This is a genomic window from Sphingomonas sp. EC-HK361 (genome assembly GCF_902498785.1).
Lineage (GTDB): Bacteria > Pseudomonadota > Alphaproteobacteria > Sphingomonadales > Sphingomonadaceae > Sphingomonas.
Genome location: NZ_LR701493.1, coordinates 419,652 through 436,352, shown reverse-complemented (window position 1 = coordinate 436,352; position 16,701 = coordinate 419,652). Strand labels below are relative to the sequence as shown.

Sequence of the window (16,701 nt, the reverse complement as noted above, 5' to 3'; positions counted from 1 at the left end):
TTTGGATAGGAGAGCAAGCGAATGAAGGTCATCGTCCCCGTCAAGCGCGTGCTTGACTATAACGTGAAGCCCCGCGTGAAGGCGGACGGGTCGGGAGTGGACCTCGCCAACGTCAAGATGAGCATGAACCCGTTCGACGAGATCGCGGTCGAGGAAGCCATCCGCCTGAAGGAAAAGGGCGTCGTGACCGAGATCGTCGCGGTTTCGATCGGCGAGCAGAAGTCGCAGGAAACGCTGCGCACCGCCCTCGCCATGGGCGCCGACCGCGCGATCCTCGTGACCTCTGACGAGAAGGTCGAGCCGCTGGGCGTCGCCAAGATCCTCGCCAAGATCGCCGAGGAGGAACAGCCTCAGCTCATCATCCTCGGCAAGCAGGCGATCGATGACGACAACAACCAGACCGGGCAGATGCTCGCCGGGCTGCTCGGCTGGGGCCAGGGCACCTTCGCCTCGAAGGTGGAGGTCGCGGAAGGCACCGCCAAGGTGACGCGCGAGGTCGATGGCGGCGCGGAGACCGACGGGCTGAAGCTCCCGGCAATCGTGACGACCGACCTGCGCCTCAACGAGCCGCGCTATGCGTCGCTGCCGAACATCATGAAGGCGAAATCGAAGCCGATGGCGCAGAAGACGCCCGCCGATTACGGCGTGGACGTGACGCCGCGGCTGAAGACGCTGAAGGTCGTCGAGCCTGCCAAGCGCACCGCCGGCGTGAAGGTCGCGGATGTTGACGAACTGGTCGCCAAGCTCAAGACGATGGGCGTCGCGAAGTAAACGCAACCCGTTTGCCCTGAGCTTGTCGAAGGGCCGTATTTCTACCGATCGAAGATAGGACTGCTTCGACAGCCCCGGATCAAGTCCGGGGCCGAACGGTTTGAGAGGATTGAGACATGAAGACTCTGGTTTGGGTCGAACATGACGGTGCCGCCGTCAAGGACGCAACGCTTTCCGCGGTGACCGCAGCCGCCAAACTCGGCGAAGTCCACCTACTGGTCGCCGGCCAAGGCGTCGACGGCGTGGCGCAGGCCGCAGCGAAGATCGCGGGCGTCGGCAAGGTCCATGTCGCGGACGATGCCGCCTTCGCCCATGCGCTGGCGGAGAACGTCGCGCCGCTCGTCGTCCAGCTGATGGCCGACCACGACGCGTTCGTCGCGCCAGCCACCACCAACGGCAAGAACATCGCCCCGCGCGTCGCGGCGCTGCTCGACGTGATGCAGATCAGCGACATCCTGTCGGTCGAGAGCGACGATACCTTCACCCGGCCGATCTACGCGGGCAACGCGATCGCGACCGTCCAGTCGTCGGACGCGAAGAAGGTCATCACCGTGCGCGGCACCGCCTTCGACAAGGCAGCGACCGAGGGCGGGTCGGGAACAGTCGAAGCGGTTGCCAGCACCGGCGAGACAGGCCTCTCGACTTTCGAGGGCGCCGAGATCGCCAAACTCGAACGTCCCGAACTGACCTCAGCCAAGATCATCGTCTCTGGTGGCCGCGCGCTGCAGAACAGCGAGAACTTCCACAGCCTCATCGAGCCGCTTGCCGACAAGCTCGGGGCCGGCGTCGGCGCCAGCCGCGCTGCGGTCGATGCGGGCTATGTCCCCAACGACTATCAGGTCGGCCAGACCGGCAAGATCGTCGCACCGGAAGTCTATATCGCGGTCGGCATTTCGGGGGCGATCCAGCATCTCGCCGGCATGAAGGATTCCAAGACCATCATCGCCATCAACAAGGACGAGGACGCCCCGATCTTCCAGGTCGCGGACATCGGCCTGGTGGGTGATCTGTTCAAGATCGTGCCGGAACTCACCGAAAAGCTGTAAATCCCGTCATCCCAGCGAAGGCTGGGGTCCATGTCTCGCCGTTACGCGCGCAACCGAGAGACGTGGATCCCCGCCTGCGCGGGGGTGACTGGATTGCTGGTCAAACCCCCGCTGAAGCCGCCGGCCGCGCCCGCATTGCCTCGGCCCAGCGCGCCATGTTCGCGAACTCTTCCGGCAACCTGAACCGGATCATCCGCGCGAAATCGATTCCCGTGAAGGCCAGGATGTCGGCGATCGTCACCCGGTCCGCGGCGATGAAGTCGCTCTCCCCAAGCCGCCGATCGAAGACCTTCAACGCACGCGTCGCGCCCGCGCCGTTGCTCTCCGCAATCGCCGGCACCTGCGTCTCCAGCGCCGCGAGCGCGGGGTGGCCGTGGCGCACCGCCAGCATCAGCGGCGTCGCGAGCAGCATTTCCGCCCGCCGCGCCCACATCTCGATCACCGCCGTCTCCTTCGCGTCGCGACCGAAGAGATTCGGCTCCGGATAGACGCTCTCCAGATAGCGGCAGATTGCGACCGACTCGGTGATCGTGGTGCCGTCGTCCAGCTCCAGCGCCGGAACGTTGCCCAAGCCGGCGCGCGCGAGATACTCCGGCGTTCTGTGCTCGCCCTTGAACACGTCGATCTCGACGATCTCGATATCGTCGATGCCCTTTTCGGCCATCACCCAGCGCACCCGCCGCGGATTGGGCGCGCGGCGGCTGTCGAACAGCCTCATTCTGCCGCGTCCGCGGGCGCCAGCTTGTCCTGAGTCTTCGTCTCGAAATCGCTCGCATCGTGCCGTTCATGGAGCTGGCTCGCCGGGTCTCCCATCACCCGGTTGACCATCCGCCCACGCTTCACCGCCGGCCGGGCCGCGATCTGGTCGGTCCAGCGCTGGACATGGGCGTAGTCCTGCACCTGGAGAAACTCGCCCGCGTCATAGACAAGGCCCTTCACCAGCGCGCCATACCACGGCCAGACCGCCATATCCGCGATCGTATACTCGCTGCCGCCGAGATATTCGGTCTCGGCCAGCCGGCGATCAAGCACGTCGAGCTGCCGCTTCACCTCCATCGCGAAGCGATCGATCGCATATTCGATCTTCACCGGCGCATAGGCGTAGAAATGGCCGAACCCGCCGCCGAGATACGGCCCCGCCCCCATCTGCCAGAACAGCCAGGACAGGCACTCCGCGCGTTTTGCCGCGTCGGTGGGGAGGAAGGCGCCGAACTTCTCCGCGAGATAGACAAGGATCGCCCCCGATTCGAAAATCCGGATCGGCGCGGCCCCGCTGCGATCGACGAGCGCGGGAATCTTCGAATTGGGGTTCACATCGACGAACCCGCTGCCGAACTGATCGCCCTCGTTGATACGGATCAGCCACGCGTCATATTCTGCGCCGGAATGCCCGGCCGCCAGCAACTCCTCCAGCATCACCGTCACTTTCACACCGTTGGGCGTCGCCAGCGAATAGAGCTGCAGCGGATGCTCGCCTACCGGCAGGTCCTTGTCATGGGTCGCTCCCGCGATCGGCCGGTTGATATTGGCGAAGCGCCCGCCATTGTCCTTGTTCCAGGACCAGACCTTTGGCGGGGTATAGTCGGCAGTATCGGGCATGCGGGATGACTCCTTCACGGCAGGCGATGCCGGTGATGTAGGGCGGCGATGCGCGCCTTCCACCCCGACAGGGTTTGCCGCGGTGTCAGGAAAGGCGTAAATTCCCCGTCCCGACTCCCGTGCGACGCGCGTTATGATCGGCTTGCTCCTCTCACCCACGCGCCGTGCGGTTGTTCTTGAGGAGGCCAGAGATGGAAAGCGTTGTTGACGACCATGATCTCGTCGCGTCTTCGCGCGTCGAGGGAACCCCGGTATTCGATCGCCGGGCGGTGAAGATCGGATCGATCCGGTCATTGATGATTTCGAAGACGACCGGCGTCGTGTCGCACGCGGTGCTGTCGTTTGGCGGCATCTTCGGCGTGGGCGCGCGGGCCTGCCCGCTGGCATGGGACCAGTTGCGGTTCGATGCCGGCCTTGGCGGTTATCTGCTGCCCTACACGCGCGAGGAAATCGAGGCGGTGCCCTATATGGTCGTCGACCCAAAGGATCGGCCGCACGAGGCGCCCGAACCGGTATACCGGCACTGGGATCAGTTCCTCTGATCGGCCGGCGGCTTGCCGCGGCCGGATGGACGCCGTAGCGCCGGGTTCATGCGTATTTCTACCGCGCTTCTCGCGCTGTTCGTCCTTGCGTCCCCGGCCGGCGCGCGTCCGGCCACCGGCGCCGGAATCGTCCGCGTCCGCTTTGCGACCACGCTCGGCCCAATCGTGATCGCGGTCGATCAGCGGCATGCGCCGAAGACTGCGGCCAATTTCCTCGCCTATGTCGACGACGGCCGGTTCGACGGGATCAGCTTCTACCGGTCTTCGCGGCGCAAGGCTGCGCCCAAATTCGGCTTCATCCAGGGCGGCATCCGGACCGATGCGCGCCGAATCCTGCCGCCCTTCGCCTTCGAATCCACCGCGAAGACCGGGATCAAGCACCTCGACGCGACGATCTCGATGGCACGGCGCGCCGACCCGAGCTCGGCGGGTGGCAATTTCTTCATTACCGTCGGCGCGATCCCGACCATGGACGCCAGCCCCGGCCAGATGGGCTATGCCGCGTTCGGGCGGATTGTGTCGGGCATGGGGATTGTCCGTAACATTCTGGCGATGCCGACCGGCGGCGGCATGGGCGGGCAGTTGCTGCTGAAGCCGGTGACGATCACGAAGGCGACGCGGCTCGACGGCAAGGCGAAGCCGACCGGGCTGGTGAAGCCCTGGCTGATCGACGAGGGCCGCGGTCGGACGCCGAAACAGCCACTGAAACCGCAACCGGCGCGTCCGTCCGCTCGTTGAGCGTCATCGAGGAGTGCCTGGCATGATCCGCCGTCGCCTCGTCATCACCGGCCGCGTCCAGAACGTCTTCTACCGCGACTGGTTCGTCGAGCAGGCGCTGGGCCTCGGCGTGGATGGCTGGGTTCGCAATCGGGCAGACAATTCGGTCGAGGCGGTGGTGTCTGGACCGCCCGAGATGGTCGAGGCGATCATCGCGAAGGCGAGGGCCGGCTCGCCGGCGTCTCGCGTGGTGGATGTTGCGGTCACCGACGACGCGCCGAGCGAGACGCTGGAGGGGTTCGTCAAACGCCCGACCGTCTGACCGGTCATCAAGATGAGCGGGTCTAGATACGAGTAAGCCCCGTCGCTTTCGCGGCGGGGCTCCCTGGACGGATCTTCGCACAAGGCTCCGAACCGTCAATCACTTGGCTCTTTCGATCCAAGCCTGACATTAACGGCTCGTGCGTGAGCTTGGTTCCATGCGCCCGAAAATAAATTCGCCTCGCCGCCTTTGACCCTGTGGGCTGCGCTGGCATGGTTTGCGCCATGATCGCGCTCGCCCTCCTTGCCGCGGCCCAGGCCGCTCCTGCTATCCCCGCCCGTATCGAGCGGCTGCTGACCCGCGCGCCGGTGATCGACGGGCACAACGATCTGGCCTGGGAAATCCGCGAGGGCGCCAATGCGAAGGTCGAAACCGTCGATCTCAAGGCGGACACGACGAAGCGCCCCCATCCCCTGCAGACCGACATCCCGCGCGCGAGGGCGGGGCATCTCGGCGGACAATTCTGGTCGGTCTACATCCCCGCGTCGATCACCGGCCCCGCCGCGGTGGAGACGACGCTGGAGGAGATCGACATCGTCCGCCGCTTCGTCGCCGCCAATCCCGATGCGTTCGCGATGGCGACGACCGCCGACGATATCCGTCGCATCCAGAAATCCGGCCGGATCGCCTCGCTGCTGGGCGTCGAGGGTGGACACCAGATCGACGGGCGGCTGTCGGTGCTGCGCGAATACAAGGCGCTCGGCGTCGGCTACATGACGCTGACCCATAGCAAGAGCCTCGATTGGGCAGACAGCGCGACGGATGGCCCCCGCGCCAATGGCCTCAGCGATTTCGGCCGCAAGGTCGTCGCCGAGATGAACCGTATCGGTATGATCGTCGATGTGAGCCACGTCTCCGACGCGACGATGGCCGCGGCGCTCGCCGCTTCGAAGGCGCCGGTGATGGCGTCGCACTCCTCGGCCCGCGCGCTTGCGGACGCGCCGCGCAACATCCCCGACGATCTGCTCCGCGCGATCGGCGCCAATGGCGGCGTGGTGATGGTGAACTTCTACCCCGCCTTCCTCTCGAGGCAGTGGCGCGCGTGGGACAAGGCGCGGACCGACTACGCGAAGTCGGTCGGCGTGCCGGCCGACGTCTATGGCCCGCGCAGCGCAGCACCGCTCGTCGCCTGGGATGCGGCCCACCCCGAACCCCTCGTCACGGCAGCGACGGTCGCCGATCACGTCGCCCATGTCGCCAGGGTCGCCGGCGTCGATCATGTCGGCATCGGCGGCGATTATGACGGGATCAGCGGCACTGGCCCGGTGGGGATGAAGGGGGTCGATGGCTATCCGAAGGTCTTCGCCGAACTCGCGCGGCGCGGCTGGAGCGATACCGATCTCGTGAAGCTTTCACAGGGCAACATCCTGCGGGTCATGGAGCGCGTCGAGGCTGTCGCGAAAGCGAGCGCCGGCATGCCACCCGTCGATGCCACCGCGCCGAACTAGAATCCCGACAGCAAGCTCGCGACATTGGCGCCCAGCGCGTCGACGGCATAGCCGCCCTCCATCGCGATGACGGTGGGCCAGCCGCACGCGGCGATATCGCGCGCGAGAACGGCGTAGTCGGCGGTCGTCAGCGCGAAATGCGAGATCGGATCGCCCTCCCACGTATCCGCCCCGAAGCTCAGCACGAGCAGATCGGGCGCGAACCGCGTGATCGCCTCGAGCGCACTGGCCTGCGCCGCGCGAAACGCATCGACCCGGGTGCCGTGCGGCAGCGGCAGGTTCAGCGTCGCACCGCGTCCGGCGCCCTCGCCGATCTCGTCGGCATGGCCCCAGTAGAAGGGATAATCGGTTGCCGGATCGGCATGGACAGAGGCGTAGAAGACGTCGCCGCGCGTCCAGAAGATGTCCTGCGTGCCGTTACCGTGGTGATAGTCGATGTCGAGAATCGCGACGCGGGCGCATCCGGCATCACGCGCGGCCTGCGCCGCGATCGCGGCAGTGTTGAGGTGGCAATAGCCGCCGCAATAGTCGGCGCCGGCATGGTGCCCCGGCGGTCGGCACAGCGCGAAGGCCGCGCGGTCACCGCCGAGCACTGTATGCGTCGCGCTGAGCACCGACTGCGCGCTCCAATAGGACGACGCCCAGGCTTCGCGAGTGATCGGCGTCGTCGCGTCGAAGCTGTAGCGGCCCATCAGCGCATCGATGCGAGTGAGATGGGGAGAGCGGCGGCGCACGATCGGAAAGGCGTATGGGATCGGGTCCCCCGCCCGCCCCGCCTCCGCCCAGAGCCGCGCCGCATCCTTCAGGAATGCGAGATAGCCCGCATCATGGACCGCCACGATCGCGGCCTCGCCGAAATCGTCGGGGCAGTGGCAGTCAGGCAGAACCGCGCGGATCGCCTCGCCGCGCGCGGGCACCTCCGCATAGGCGGTGAAGCTGCCATTGTGCAGTTCGCGCGCCGGCGCATGGGCGAGCTGGCGCGGATCGAAATACGCCTTCATCGCCGCACCGGAACCGCAAAGCGCAGGACGAGGAAGCCGCCGAGCGCGGACAGCACCGATCCGGCGAGAACGCCGATCTTCACCTCGTCGACCAGCGCCGCGTTCCCGGGAAAGGCAAGGCCGCCGATGAACAGGCTCATGGTAAAGCCGATCCCCGCCAGCAGCGCGACGCCGTAAAGCTGGGTCCACCCCACCCCATATGGTCGGCGCGCGAACCCGGTTCGCTCGGCGAGCCAGACGCCGGCGAGGATTCCGATCTGCTTGCCGACGAACAGCCCGCTCGCCACCGCGATCACCACCGGCGCGCCGAGGGATGCGCCGCCAAGCGCGACCCCTGCATTGGCGAAGCCGAAGACGGGCACGATGACGAACGAAACCCACGGGCTGAGCGCGTGTTCGAGCCGGTGGAGCGGCGATTCGATGTCGTCGGGAACGCCGGGTGACTTGTGGATGGGAATGAAGATCGCCGCCAGCACCCCCGCGATGGTCGCGTGCACCCCCGATCGCAGAACGAGAAACCACAGCAGCAAGGACAGCAGCAGATACGGCGTCAGCGCCTTGACCTTGCGCCGGTTGAGCGCGGCCATGATCGCGAGCGTTCCCGCCGCCGCCGCCAGCGCGCCGATATCGAGCCCGTGGCTGTAGACGAGCGCGATGATCGCGACCGCGCCCATGTCATCGACGATCGCGACCGTCGCCAAAAACAGCTTCAGTTGCGGCGGCACCCGCTTGCCGAGCAGCGCCATGACCCCGATCGCGAAGGCGATGTCGGTCGCCGCCGGGATCGCCCAGCCGCGCACCAGCGCACGGTCCCCCCCGACCACCGCGAGATAGACGATCGCCGGCACGATCATTCCCGCCAGCGCGACCACAATCGGCAAGCGTCGGTCCGCGGGATCGGCCAGTTCGCCATCGATCAGCTCGCGCTTGATCTCCAGCCCGACGAGCAGGAAGAACAGCGCCATCAGCCCGTCGTTGATCCACAGCTCGACGGTCATCGCGCCGATCGCGGGGGCGAGGATCGGCCCAGTCTCAAGGTGCAGCAGGTGCTGATAGGCCTGCGACACGTCGGAATTCGCCGCGAACAACGCCAACGCCGCGGCGGCCATCAGCAGGATGCCGCCCGAGGCGGACGAATGAAGGAAATGGCGTAGCGCCGAGATCGGTTTCAGCAGGGTCGGCGTCTCGCTCATCCCATCGGGTTACAGGGTGGATCGCGACGGTCAAAGCCCGTAACCCGGCGACATGAGCGAAGTCCCCCAGCACCGTGTCCTCCAACGCTGGTGGCAGGCGCATGTCATCGGCAGTGTCGATCATGTCGCGGTCATCGATACCGTCCATGATGATGCCGGCTGGAGTGGGCGCTATCTGTTCATGATCGCGATGTCGGCGGGGATCGCGATCCTCGGCCTGCTGCTGTCCTCGCCGGCAGTCGTCATCGGCGCCATGCTGATCTCGCCGCTCATGGGGCCGATCATCGGGCTGGGGTTCGCGGTTGCCACCGTCGATTCGCGCCAGATCCGGCGCGCGCTTGCGGCTTTGGTCGCCGGGTCGCTGATCGCGGTGCTGTTCTGCGCCGCGATCGTCCTGGTTTCGCCATTGCAGAACGTGACGAGCGAGCTCGCGGCACGGACGCGGCCCAATTTGTTCGACCTTGCGGTCGCGCTCTTCTCGGCGCTCGCCGGCAGCTATGCGACGATTCGCGGCCGCGCCGGCACCATCGTCGGCGTCGCTATCGCCACCGCGCTGATGCCGCCGCTGGCAACCGTCGGCTTCGGGCTCGCGACGTGGAACGGCACCGTGTTCTTCGGCGCGCTGCTGCTGTTCGTCACCAACTTCGTCACGATCGCGCTGGCGGCAGCGGTGATGGCGCGGCTGTATGGCTTCGGCCAGTCGCTGTCGCCGAACCAGACCGCGGTGCAGCTGATCGTCGTCATCGCAACGTTTGCGGCGCTCGCCGTCCCGCTGGGGGTCGCGCTTCGCAAGATCGCCTGGGAGGGCCTGGCGGGGCGGCAGGCGCGTTCCGCCGTCGCCGACGTCTTCGACGGCAAGGCACGGATCAGTCAGATCGACATCGATTTCAATGCCGTTCCGATCAGGATTGTCGCCACCGTCCTCACCCCGCGCTACCGCGCCGATGCCGAACGTATCGCGGCAGCGGCCTTTCTGAAGGATGCCGGTCGCCCCGCGAGAGTACAGATCGAACAATACCGGGTCGGCACCGGCAGCGGCGCGGCGGAGAATGCGGCGCTTCAGGCTGCGCAGGCGCGGGGGACCGCGTCGCCCGCCGATGCAGCGGCGGACGCGCTGGCCGATCGGCTGGCGCTGGTGGCCGGAGTCTCCCCCGATGCCATCACGATCGACCGCGAGCATCGCCGCGCGCGGGTGGCAGCGGCGGCGCTGCCCGGCGCAAGCCTTGCGACCTATCGTGCGCTGGAGCAGCGCGCGGCGGCGAACACGCCGGGGTGGGAGGTCTATCTCGTGCCGCCTGCCGTCCCGCCCGGCGCGGTTCCCTTCGATGGCGAGAGTCCCGATGCACAGACGATTGCCGCAGCGATCTGGGGCGCCAGACGGCTGGGTCTCGGCATCGCGGTTTCGGGCCCGGCGGCGCGCGCGAACACGGTCGTTGATGAGCTGACCAACGCTGGCATCGCCGCATCGCGCAGCGGCGGCGGATCGGCCGTCACGCTGGAATGGACGGTTGCCCCGCCTGCCGGTCTCACGCCTTCGTCAGCGCCTCTGCAATAAGACGACGGCTGTTGTCGATTCCGTAAAGCCTGATGAAGCTGCCCATGCGCGGCCCCTGCGCGGAGCCGAGCAGCGTTTCGTAGAGCGCCCTGAACCAGTCGCGCAGGCTTTCGAACCCTGCGGTCTTGCCGATCTCATAGACGATGTTCTGGATATCCTCGGCCGACGCATCGTCGGGGAGCGCCGCCAGATCGTCGTCAAGCCGCCGAAGCGCTGCCACCTCGAGTCCTTCCGGCACGCGGCGATGAAGCGTCGGCGCGACGAAATCACGCGCGTAGGCGAGCGCGTGGTCGATCAGCCGATCCAGCTCGGGATAACGGTCCGGCGTCGCGTCGGGGACGTAGTTGGCGAGATAGCCCCAGACCTGGTCCTTCGTCGCCTCGCCCATCACGCCGACAAGGTTCAGCAGTAGCCCGAACGTCACCGGCAGCTCGCCGTCAGGAAGCTTCCCATCGTGAATGTGATGGACGGGATTGCCGAGCTGCTCCTTGAGCGGCTGCCCGGCGTAATTGCCCCGAAACTGCCAATACTCATCGACCGCGCGCGGGATCAGCCCCAGATGCAGCTGCTTCGCCTTCTTGGGTTCGCGGTAGATATAGAAGGCCAGGCTCTCGTCGGGGCCATAGGTCAGCCACTGCTCGATCGTCAGGCCGTTGCCCTTCGACTTCGAGATCTTCTCCCCCTTTTCGTCGAGGAACATCTCGTAGTTGAAACCCTCGGGCGGGCGCCCGCCGAGCGCGCGCGCGATCTTCGAGCTTTGCGTGACCGAATCGATGAGGTCCTTGCCCGCCATCTCGTAATCGACGCCAAGCGCGACCCAACGCATCGCCCAGTCCACCTTCCACTGGAGCTTCGCCTGCCCGCCGAGTGCAGACTGGACGATCCGCTCGCCGTTCTCATCGATGAAGGCAATCGTCCCCGAGTCGGCGTCGATGACCTCGACCGGAACCTGAAGCACAATGCCGGTTTTGGGACTGATCGGCAAAACTGGCGAATAGGTCGCGCGCCGCTCTGCCCGGAGCGTCGGCAGCATCACGTCCATGATGCCCTGCCAGTGCGCGAGCACGCCCTTCAACGCGTCGTCGAACCGGCCGCTCTCATAATAGTCCGTCGACGAGGCGAACTCGTAGTCGAAGCCATATTGATCGAGGAACGCACGCAGTCGCGCATTGTTGTGCGCCGCAAAGCTCTCGTGCGTGCCGAAGGGGTCGGGAATCCGGGTCAGCGGCTTGCCGAGATATTCGCGCAGCATGTCGCCGTTCGGCACATTGTCCGGCACCTTGCGCAGCCCGTCCATGTCGTCCGAGAACGCGATCAACCGCGTCGGCTGGTCGCTGAGCGCGTGGAAGGCGTTGCGCACCATCGTCGTGCGCAGCACTTCGTTGAAGGTGCCGATATGGGGCAGCCCCGAAGGTCCGTAGCCGGTTTCGAAGAGAACAGGATCACCGCCGGGCTTGCCATCCGGCCAACGCTTCAGCAGCTTGCGCGCCTCCTCATACGGCCAGGCCTTGGAGTCGAGGGCAGCGCTGCGCAGGTCGGGATCGGTCATGACCGGGGCGACGTAGCGCGTGCGCGCGCATCCGTCACCCCGGTCTGGCGAGCGTCAGCGGCAGCGCTTGTCCGCGGTGATCGTCCGGTCGATCGCGCGGCCCGCAAAGGCGCCGCCGACGCCGCCGGCGATCGTGCCGAGCGCGCCGTGGCCGAGCAGCGAGTTGCCGACCAGCGCACCCCCGACACCGCCCGCGACGAGGCCGGTCGTGCCGCTCGAGTGACGGCAGCGGCCGCGATAGTGGGTATAGTGTCCACGGGTGTAATGACGCCGCGCCTCCGCCTTGCTCGTCGGCAGCGCCATCGTCGCCGGAATCGCCAGCGACAGGGCACTCATCGCCATGACAAAATTACGCATCACTCGCCTCCACTGAATTGATACACGAGCGCAACGTTCATCGCCGGCGTTGGTTGCAACCGCGCGGTCTGCTAGTCAGCCGCGATGGCTCGCCCAGCCCCCGACTATCACGGCGTCGACCGGGCGCGGTTCGAAACCGAGATCGTGCCGGCCGGCCGGCCCGCGGTCTTGCGCGGGCTGGTGCGCGACTGGCCGATCGTGCTCGCGGCGCGGGAAGGCGCCGACGAGCTCGCCGCCTGGTTGCGCCAGCGCGCCTCGGAAGACGCGGCGGAGGCATGGTTCGGGCCGCCGGAGATTGGCGGTCGCTTCGACTTTGCGCCCGATCACGCAGGGTTCAATCACGAACGCAAGCTCGCGACGATCGACCAGCTGCTCGATCTGATCCTCGCGCAACGCGAAAGTGCAGCGCCCTGGGCGGTCTATGCCGGTGCACTGCCCGTGGGTCGCCATCTGCCCGGTTTTCTCGCCGAGAATCCGATGCCGCTGCTCGCCGACGATCGCCACATGCTCGTCTCGCTCTGGCTGGGCAACCGGACGACGACGGCCGCGCATTGGGACCTGCCGCAGAATCTCGCCTGCGTCGTCGCGGGACGGCGGCGTTTCACGCTGTTTCCGACCGATCAGGTCGCGAACCTCTATGTCGGGCCGATCGACCGGACGCTCGCCGGTCAGCCCTCGAGCATGGTCGATATCGATCACCCCGATCTCGAACGCTTCCCGCGCTTTGCCGAGGCTTGGGACGCCGCCGAGATCGCCGAGCTGGAACCGGGCGACGCGCTCTACATGCCGAGCCTGTGGTGGCATGGCGTCACCAGCCCCGATCCGGTCGGTGCGATGGTGAATTTCTGGTGGCGCGACGGGCCGGCGCGGATGACCACGCCGATGCACGCGCTGCTCCACGCCGCGATGACGATGCACGAACTGCCGGCGCGCGAGCTGGCGGCGTGGAAGGTCTTCTTCGATCATTACATCTTCCGCGCGGACGGCGACCCGATGGCGCATGTCGCGCCCGAGGCGCGGGGCGTGCTGGGCGAGCGGTCGCCCGAATTGATCGCGGCGCTAAAGGCGACGCTCGCCGAGCCGCTGAGACGCTAGGGCGGTCTGCATTCAACCCCACCGTTCGTCTCGCGTAGGGGACGGGCATGTCGAGAGACGGTATCGAGAAACCCGCCATGTGGCAGCGACCTCGATACGCCGTGTCGACAGGCTAAAGCGTTTGCAACCTGAGTTGATCCGAAACGAGCGGAGGTAGTGATTCCAGCCGGCTCTTTTTCAAGCCAGCGTTTCTCTTTCGTTCCAGACAGGCTAAAGACGCCGCGTGACGCCCCTCCAGCCCGATCCGCTGCCCTACCCCGCGCTCCATGCCAGCCATGCCGGCATCTGGATCGCCACCGCTGACGAATGCCGCGCGGTGGGGCGTGGGGAGGCGATCCGGGTGGCTGCGGATACGCCGCTGCTGTTGCTGAACGCGCCGCTGATCGCGCAGCGGCTCGGCCATGGCGAGTTGTCGGGGCTCGATCTGCTCGAACTCTTCGCCTTCCTGCATCCGGCGCGCTTCATGGTGCCGACCCCGCGCGGGCTGGCGCGTGCCGCTGGGATCGCGATGCCCGCGAACGATGCCGACGTCGCGCCATTTCTTCGCGCGGCAGCGGCGGCGATGCTCGCGGTCACCGATGGCGACTGGCCCGAGCGCGAAGGGGTGTGGACCGCCGCGCAGTCTCTCACCCGCCTGCGCTGGCCCTGGGCGCCCGTCGTCGGCGCCAGGATCGCAAAGCCCGACACCAATGAGCGCTGGCTGTTCTCGAAGCTCCCCGAATGGGAGGAGCACGCGCCCCGCCCCGCCCCGCATACCGTCACGCCGGACCCGCAAGCGGTGCTGGATCGCCTCGCCGCGCTGACCGGAGACGGCGCGGAGGAGCGCCCCGGCCAGCGCGCCTATGCGACCGCTGCCACGCAGGCATTCGCGCCGCGCACGACGCGCGACGCCCCGAATATGGTGCTGGCGGAGGCGGGCACCGGGATCGGCAAGACGCTTGGCTATCTCGCGCCCGCCTCGATCTGGGCGGATCAGGCGTGCGGCGCGGTCTGGGTATCGACCTATACCAAGGCGCTGCAACGCCAGCTCGCGCACGAGACACAGCGGCTCTATCCCGACGCAGCGATACGCAAGACCCGCGTCGTGACTCGCAAGGGCCGCGAGAATTATGTGTGCCTGCTCAACCTGGAGGACGCGCTGCAAGGCGGGTTCCAGGGGCGCGCGGCGATCTTGGCGCATCTGGTCGCGCGCTGGGCGGCCTATACCGCGGACGGCGATATGGTCGGCGGGGACCTGCCGGGTTGGCTGACCGCGCTGTTCCGTCGCAACGGCCCCGCTGCGCTGACCGACCGGCGCGGCGAGTGCGTCTATGCCGGCTGCCCGCATTACCGGAAATGCTTCATCGAGCGCGCCGCGCGCGCCTCTGCCGACGCGGATATCGTCATCGCCAACCACGCGCTGGTGATGGTCAACGCAGCGCGTGGGCGCGAGATGACGACGCGCCCCACCCGCTATGTCTTCGACGAGGGGCATCACCTGTTCGATGCGGCGGATTCCATGTTCTCCACCGCGCTGACCGGGCAGGAGACGATCGAACTGCGCCGCTGGATCCTCGGCCCGGAGTCGGGCGGGCGCGGGCGGCGGCGAGGGCTGCAGGCAAGACTGTCCGATGTGGCGAGCTACGATGCGCTCGGCGGCACCGCGATCACCGATGCGGTGGACGCGGCGCGCGCGCTTGCGTCCGATGGCTGGCTGCAGCGTCTGGCGGAAGGCGAGCCGTTCGGGCCGATCGAGGGGCTCCTCGCGGCGGTTCGCGGGCTCACCTATGCGCGCGCCGAGCAGCCCGGCGATGCGGGTTATGGGCTGGAAACCGAGCTGGCAGAGCCGAGCCCGGAACTGATCGACGCCGCCGCCCCCGCCGCCGCCGCGCTCGATACGCTGGTTCGCCCGCTCGTGACGCTCGGACGGCGGCTTGAGGCGGTGCTGGCGGAGGCGCCCGACTGGATGGACGGGCCGGCGCGGGCGCGGATCGAGGGTGCGATCGCGTCGGTCGGCTGGCGGGCGGAGACGGTTGCGGCGTGGCTGTCGCTGCTCACGCGCATCGGCGGGCCCGCGTCGCCCGATTTCGTCGATTGGCTCGCGGTCGACCGGGTCGAGGGCCGCGAGTATGACATCGGTCTCCACCGTCACTGGCTCGATCCCACCCGGCCCTTCGCTGAAATCGTCCTCAAGCCCGCGCATGGCGCGCTTGTGACCTCGGCAACCCTGACCGGCGGTGGCGACTGGTCGGTCGCGGAAGCGCGCACCGGCGCGCCGCATCTGCTCAAATCGCCCGCGCGGTTCGAAGCGCCGAGTCCGTTCGACTATGCCGCGCAGGCCGAGGTGCTGATCGTTACCGACGTGAAGCGCGGGGACGTTTCCGCCCTCGCCAATGCCTATGCCCAGCTGATCGTCGCGGCCGAGGGCGGGACGCTGGGGCTGTTCACCGCGATCCGCCGGCTGCGCGGGGTGCATGGCCGTATCGCCGATCGGCTGGCGCGCGAAGGCTTGCCGCTCCACGCGCAGCACGTCGATCCTGTCGATACCGGCACGCTGGTCGATATCTTCCGCGACGATCCGCATGCCTCGCTGCTCGGAACGGATGCGTTGCGCGACGGCGTCGACGTGCCTGGCCATTCGCTGCGGCTGGTGGTGATGGAAGGCGTGCCGTGGCCCAAGCCGACGGTGCTCCACGCAGCGCGTCGACTGGCGGGCGGCGGCAGCGCCTATGACGACCGGATCGTCCGGGCGCGGCTGGCGCAGGCGTTCGGGCGGCTGATCCGCCGCGCCGACGATCGCGGCGCCTTCGTGCTGCTGTCGGCGGCGATGCCGTCCCGGCTGCTCACTGCCTTCCCGCCCGGCGTGCCGATCGCGCGTGTGACCCTTGACGAAGCGGTGGCGCGGGTGCGGGCACGACTTCCCTCGGCGCCCGCGATACGGCATGAGGCGACTTCACCTGCCTGACGGAGATCGCCGCCCGTGAAGACGCTGACGCTGCTGCGCCACGCCAAGTCGGGCCATGATCCGCACATCGCGCGCGATTTCGACCGCGACCTGAACGCCAAGGGCAAGCGCGCCGCGGCGATGATGGGCGCGCACGCCCGCGAGCTCGACCTGGTTTTCGACCACGTCATTGCGTCGCCGGCGATCCGCGTGGTCGAGACGGTCGAAGCTTTCAGCGCTGGCTATGGCCGGGCGGTGACGCCGATATGGGACCGCCGGATCTACCTCGCGTCTTCGGCAACGCTGCTCGACATCGTCCACACGATGCCAGAAAAAGTAGCTAATGCATTGATAATAGCCCACAATCCAGGCCTTGAAGATATCGCGCTGCTGCTCGCCAACACGGGCGAAATGCGAGAAGCAGTCGAGCATAAATTTCCGACGGCGAGCTTTGCGCAGCTGCGCGGACCTGATTCCTGGAGCGACTGGACTGCCGGACTATGCGCGCTCAGCCGCTTTGTCCGCCCGCGCGACCTCGATCCGGGGCTAGGGCCGGACGCCGAGTAGGTCGTGCACGAACGAG

At 67.3% G+C, this 16,701-nt stretch carries 16 protein-coding genes; 10 read left to right on the top strand and 6 right to left on the bottom strand.

What is annotated here, in order from left to right:
• The first annotated feature begins 21 nt into the window (after positions 1-21).
• Together BOS5A_RS03525 and BOS5A_RS03520 are read left to right on the top strand one after the other, a co-directional pair.
• Positions 22-771: an electron transfer flavoprotein subunit beta/FixA family protein gene (locus BOS5A_RS03525; RefSeq protein ID WP_151953818.1), complete on the top strand. Its 750-nt coding sequence runs from the start codon at positions 22-24 to the stop codon at positions 769-771.
• A 116-nt stretch (positions 772-887) separates the two neighbouring features.
• Positions 888-1,817 carry an electron transfer flavoprotein subunit alpha/FixB family protein gene (locus tag BOS5A_RS03520; RefSeq protein WP_151953817.1) on the top strand — a complete coding sequence of 310 codons (930 nt, stop codon included), beginning with the start codon at positions 888-890 and terminating at the stop codon, positions 1,815-1,817.
• A gap of 100 nt (positions 1,818-1,917) precedes the next feature.
• Here the strand turns inward: BOS5A_RS03520 and BOS5A_RS03515 are convergent, their stop codons facing one another.
• Positions 1,918-2,535, bottom strand: a complete 618-nt coding sequence (locus BOS5A_RS03515) for a glutathione S-transferase family protein (protein WP_151953816.1) — start codon at positions 2,533-2,535, stop codon at positions 1,918-1,920.
• Entirely contained in the window at positions 2,532-3,416 is an 885-nt protein-coding gene (yghU, locus tag BOS5A_RS03510; RefSeq protein ID WP_151953815.1) for a glutathione-dependent disulfide-bond oxidoreductase, read from the bottom strand. The genes BOS5A_RS03515 and yghU overlap by 4 nt, the downstream gene beginning before the upstream one ends.
• Before the next feature lie 191 nt (positions 3,417-3,607).
• On the opposite strand from yghU, the gene BOS5A_RS03505 reads away from it, so the two are divergent.
• The 4 genes from BOS5A_RS03505 to BOS5A_RS03490 all read left to right on the top strand — a co-directional run bounded on the left by BOS5A_RS03505 (position 3,608) and on the right by BOS5A_RS03490 (position 6,445).
• Positions 3,608-3,958 carry a PRC-barrel domain-containing protein gene (locus tag BOS5A_RS03505; RefSeq protein ID WP_151953814.1) on the top strand — a complete coding sequence of 117 codons (351 nt, stop codon included), beginning with the start codon at positions 3,608-3,610 and terminating at the stop codon, positions 3,956-3,958.
• A gap of 48 nt (positions 3,959-4,006) precedes the next feature.
• On the top strand, positions 4,007-4,696 hold the full coding sequence (locus tag BOS5A_RS03500) for a peptidylprolyl isomerase (protein WP_151953813.1): 690 nt from the start codon (positions 4,007-4,009) through the stop codon (positions 4,694-4,696).
• A 22-nt stretch (positions 4,697-4,718) separates the two neighbouring features.
• A complete protein-coding gene (locus tag BOS5A_RS03495) occupies positions 4,719-4,997 on the top strand; it encodes an acylphosphatase (protein ID WP_151953812.1) in 279 nt (92 codons plus the stop codon).
• Positions 4,998-5,221: 224 nt separating this feature from the next.
• Positions 5,222-6,445, top strand: a complete 1,224-nt coding sequence (locus tag BOS5A_RS03490) for a dipeptidase (RefSeq protein WP_234419183.1) — start codon at positions 5,222-5,224, stop codon at positions 6,443-6,445.
• Here the strand turns inward: BOS5A_RS03490 and BOS5A_RS03485 are convergent.
• Both BOS5A_RS03485 and nhaA read right to left on the bottom strand, forming a co-directional pair.
• Positions 6,442-7,446, bottom strand: a complete 1,005-nt coding sequence (locus BOS5A_RS03485; RefSeq protein ID WP_151953810.1) for a histone deacetylase family protein — start codon at positions 7,444-7,446, stop codon at positions 6,442-6,444. The two genes, BOS5A_RS03490 and BOS5A_RS03485, sit on opposite strands and share 4 nt — an antisense overlap.
• Positions 7,443-8,639 carry a Na+/H+ antiporter NhaA gene (nhaA, locus tag BOS5A_RS03480; RefSeq protein ID WP_151953809.1) on the bottom strand — a complete coding sequence of 399 codons (1,197 nt, stop codon included), beginning with the start codon at positions 8,637-8,639 and terminating at the stop codon, positions 7,443-7,445. Before nhaA ends, BOS5A_RS03485 begins: the two co-directional genes overlap by 4 nt.
• 52 nt (positions 8,640-8,691) lie before the next feature.
• On the opposite strand from nhaA, the gene BOS5A_RS03475 reads away from it, so the two are divergent.
• On the top strand, positions 8,692-10,194 hold the full coding sequence (locus tag BOS5A_RS03475; protein ID WP_151953808.1) for a DUF389 domain-containing protein: 1,503 nt from the start codon (positions 8,692-8,694) through the stop codon (positions 10,192-10,194).
• Here BOS5A_RS03475 and BOS5A_RS03470 read toward each other — a convergent pair.
• Positions 10,166-11,743 (bottom strand): lysine--tRNA ligase, encoded by a 1,578-nt coding sequence (locus BOS5A_RS03470; RefSeq protein ID WP_151953807.1) that lies wholly within the window; start codon positions 11,741-11,743, stop codon positions 10,166-10,168. The genes BOS5A_RS03475 and BOS5A_RS03470 overlap by 29 nt on opposite strands.
• A 54-nt stretch (positions 11,744-11,797) precedes the next feature.
• On the bottom strand, positions 11,798-12,100 hold the full coding sequence (locus BOS5A_RS03465; protein ID WP_151953806.1) for a hypothetical protein: 303 nt from the start codon (positions 12,098-12,100) through the stop codon (positions 11,798-11,800).
• An 84-nt stretch (positions 12,101-12,184) separates the two neighbouring features.
• Here BOS5A_RS03465 and BOS5A_RS03460 point away from each other — a divergent pair, with 84 nt between their 5' ends.
• The 3 genes from BOS5A_RS03460 (at position 12,185) to BOS5A_RS03450 (ending at position 16,685) form a co-directional block, all read left to right on the top strand.
• Positions 12,185-13,195: a cupin-like domain-containing protein gene (locus BOS5A_RS03460; RefSeq protein WP_151953805.1), complete on the top strand. Its 1,011-nt coding sequence runs from the start codon at positions 12,185-12,187 to the stop codon at positions 13,193-13,195.
• Positions 13,196-13,418: 223 nt separating this feature from the next.
• The gene (locus tag BOS5A_RS03455) at positions 13,419-16,139 is read left to right on the top strand and encodes an ATP-dependent DNA helicase (RefSeq protein WP_234419182.1); all 2,721 of its coding nucleotides are present in this window, start codon (positions 13,419-13,421) and stop codon (positions 16,137-16,139) included.
• Positions 16,140-16,154: 15 nt separating this feature from the next.
• On the top strand, positions 16,155-16,685 hold the full coding sequence (locus BOS5A_RS03450) for a SixA phosphatase family protein (RefSeq protein ID WP_151953804.1): 531 nt from the start codon (positions 16,155-16,157) through the stop codon (positions 16,683-16,685).
• The last annotated feature ends 16 nt before the right edge of the window (positions 16,686-16,701 follow it).

What these genes read in the sequence shown, in the direction of transcription:
- BOS5A_RS03485 (WP_151953810.1), bottom strand. Translation starts at nt 7,446, where the DNA reads ATGAAGGCGTATTTCGATCCGCGCCAGCTCGCCCATGCGCCGGCGCGC.
- BOS5A_RS03460 (WP_151953805.1), top strand. Translation starts at nt 12,185, where the DNA reads ATGGCTCGCCCAGCCCCCGACTATCACGGCGTCGACCGGGCGCGGTTC.
- BOS5A_RS03505 (WP_151953814.1), top strand. Translation starts at nt 3,608, where the DNA reads ATGGAAAGCGTTGTTGACGACCATGATCTCGTCGCGTCTTCGCGCGTC.
- BOS5A_RS03525 (WP_151953818.1), top strand. Translation starts at nt 22, where the DNA reads ATGAAGGTCATCGTCCCCGTCAAGCGCGTGCTTGACTATAACGTGAAG.
- BOS5A_RS03490 (WP_234419183.1), top strand. Translation starts at nt 5,222, where the DNA reads ATGATCGCGCTCGCCCTCCTTGCCGCGGCCCAGGCCGCTCCTGCTATC.
- BOS5A_RS03520 (WP_151953817.1), top strand. Translation starts at nt 888, where the DNA reads ATGAAGACTCTGGTTTGGGTCGAACATGACGGTGCCGCCGTCAAGGAC.
- BOS5A_RS03495 (WP_151953812.1), top strand. Translation starts at nt 4,719, where the DNA reads ATGATCCGCCGTCGCCTCGTCATCACCGGCCGCGTCCAGAACGTCTTC.
- BOS5A_RS03470 (WP_151953807.1), bottom strand. Translation starts at nt 11,743, where the DNA reads ATGACCGATCCCGACCTGCGCAGCGCTGCCCTCGACTCCAAGGCCTGG.
- nhaA (WP_151953809.1), bottom strand. Translation starts at nt 8,639, where the DNA reads ATGAGCGAGACGCCGACCCTGCTGAAACCGATCTCGGCGCTACGCCAT.
- BOS5A_RS03515 (WP_151953816.1), bottom strand. Translation starts at nt 2,535, where the DNA reads ATGAGGCTGTTCGACAGCCGCCGCGCGCCCAATCCGCGGCGGGTGCGC.
- BOS5A_RS03500 (WP_151953813.1), top strand. Translation starts at nt 4,007, where the DNA reads ATGCGTATTTCTACCGCGCTTCTCGCGCTGTTCGTCCTTGCGTCCCCG.
- BOS5A_RS03475 (WP_151953808.1), top strand. Translation starts at nt 8,692, where the DNA reads ATGAGCGAAGTCCCCCAGCACCGTGTCCTCCAACGCTGGTGGCAGGCG.
- yghU (WP_151953815.1), bottom strand. Translation starts at nt 3,416, where the DNA reads ATGCCCGATACTGCCGACTATACCCCGCCAAAGGTCTGGTCCTGGAAC.
- BOS5A_RS03465 (WP_151953806.1), bottom strand. Translation starts at nt 12,100, where the DNA reads ATGCGTAATTTTGTCATGGCGATGAGTGCCCTGTCGCTGGCGATTCCG.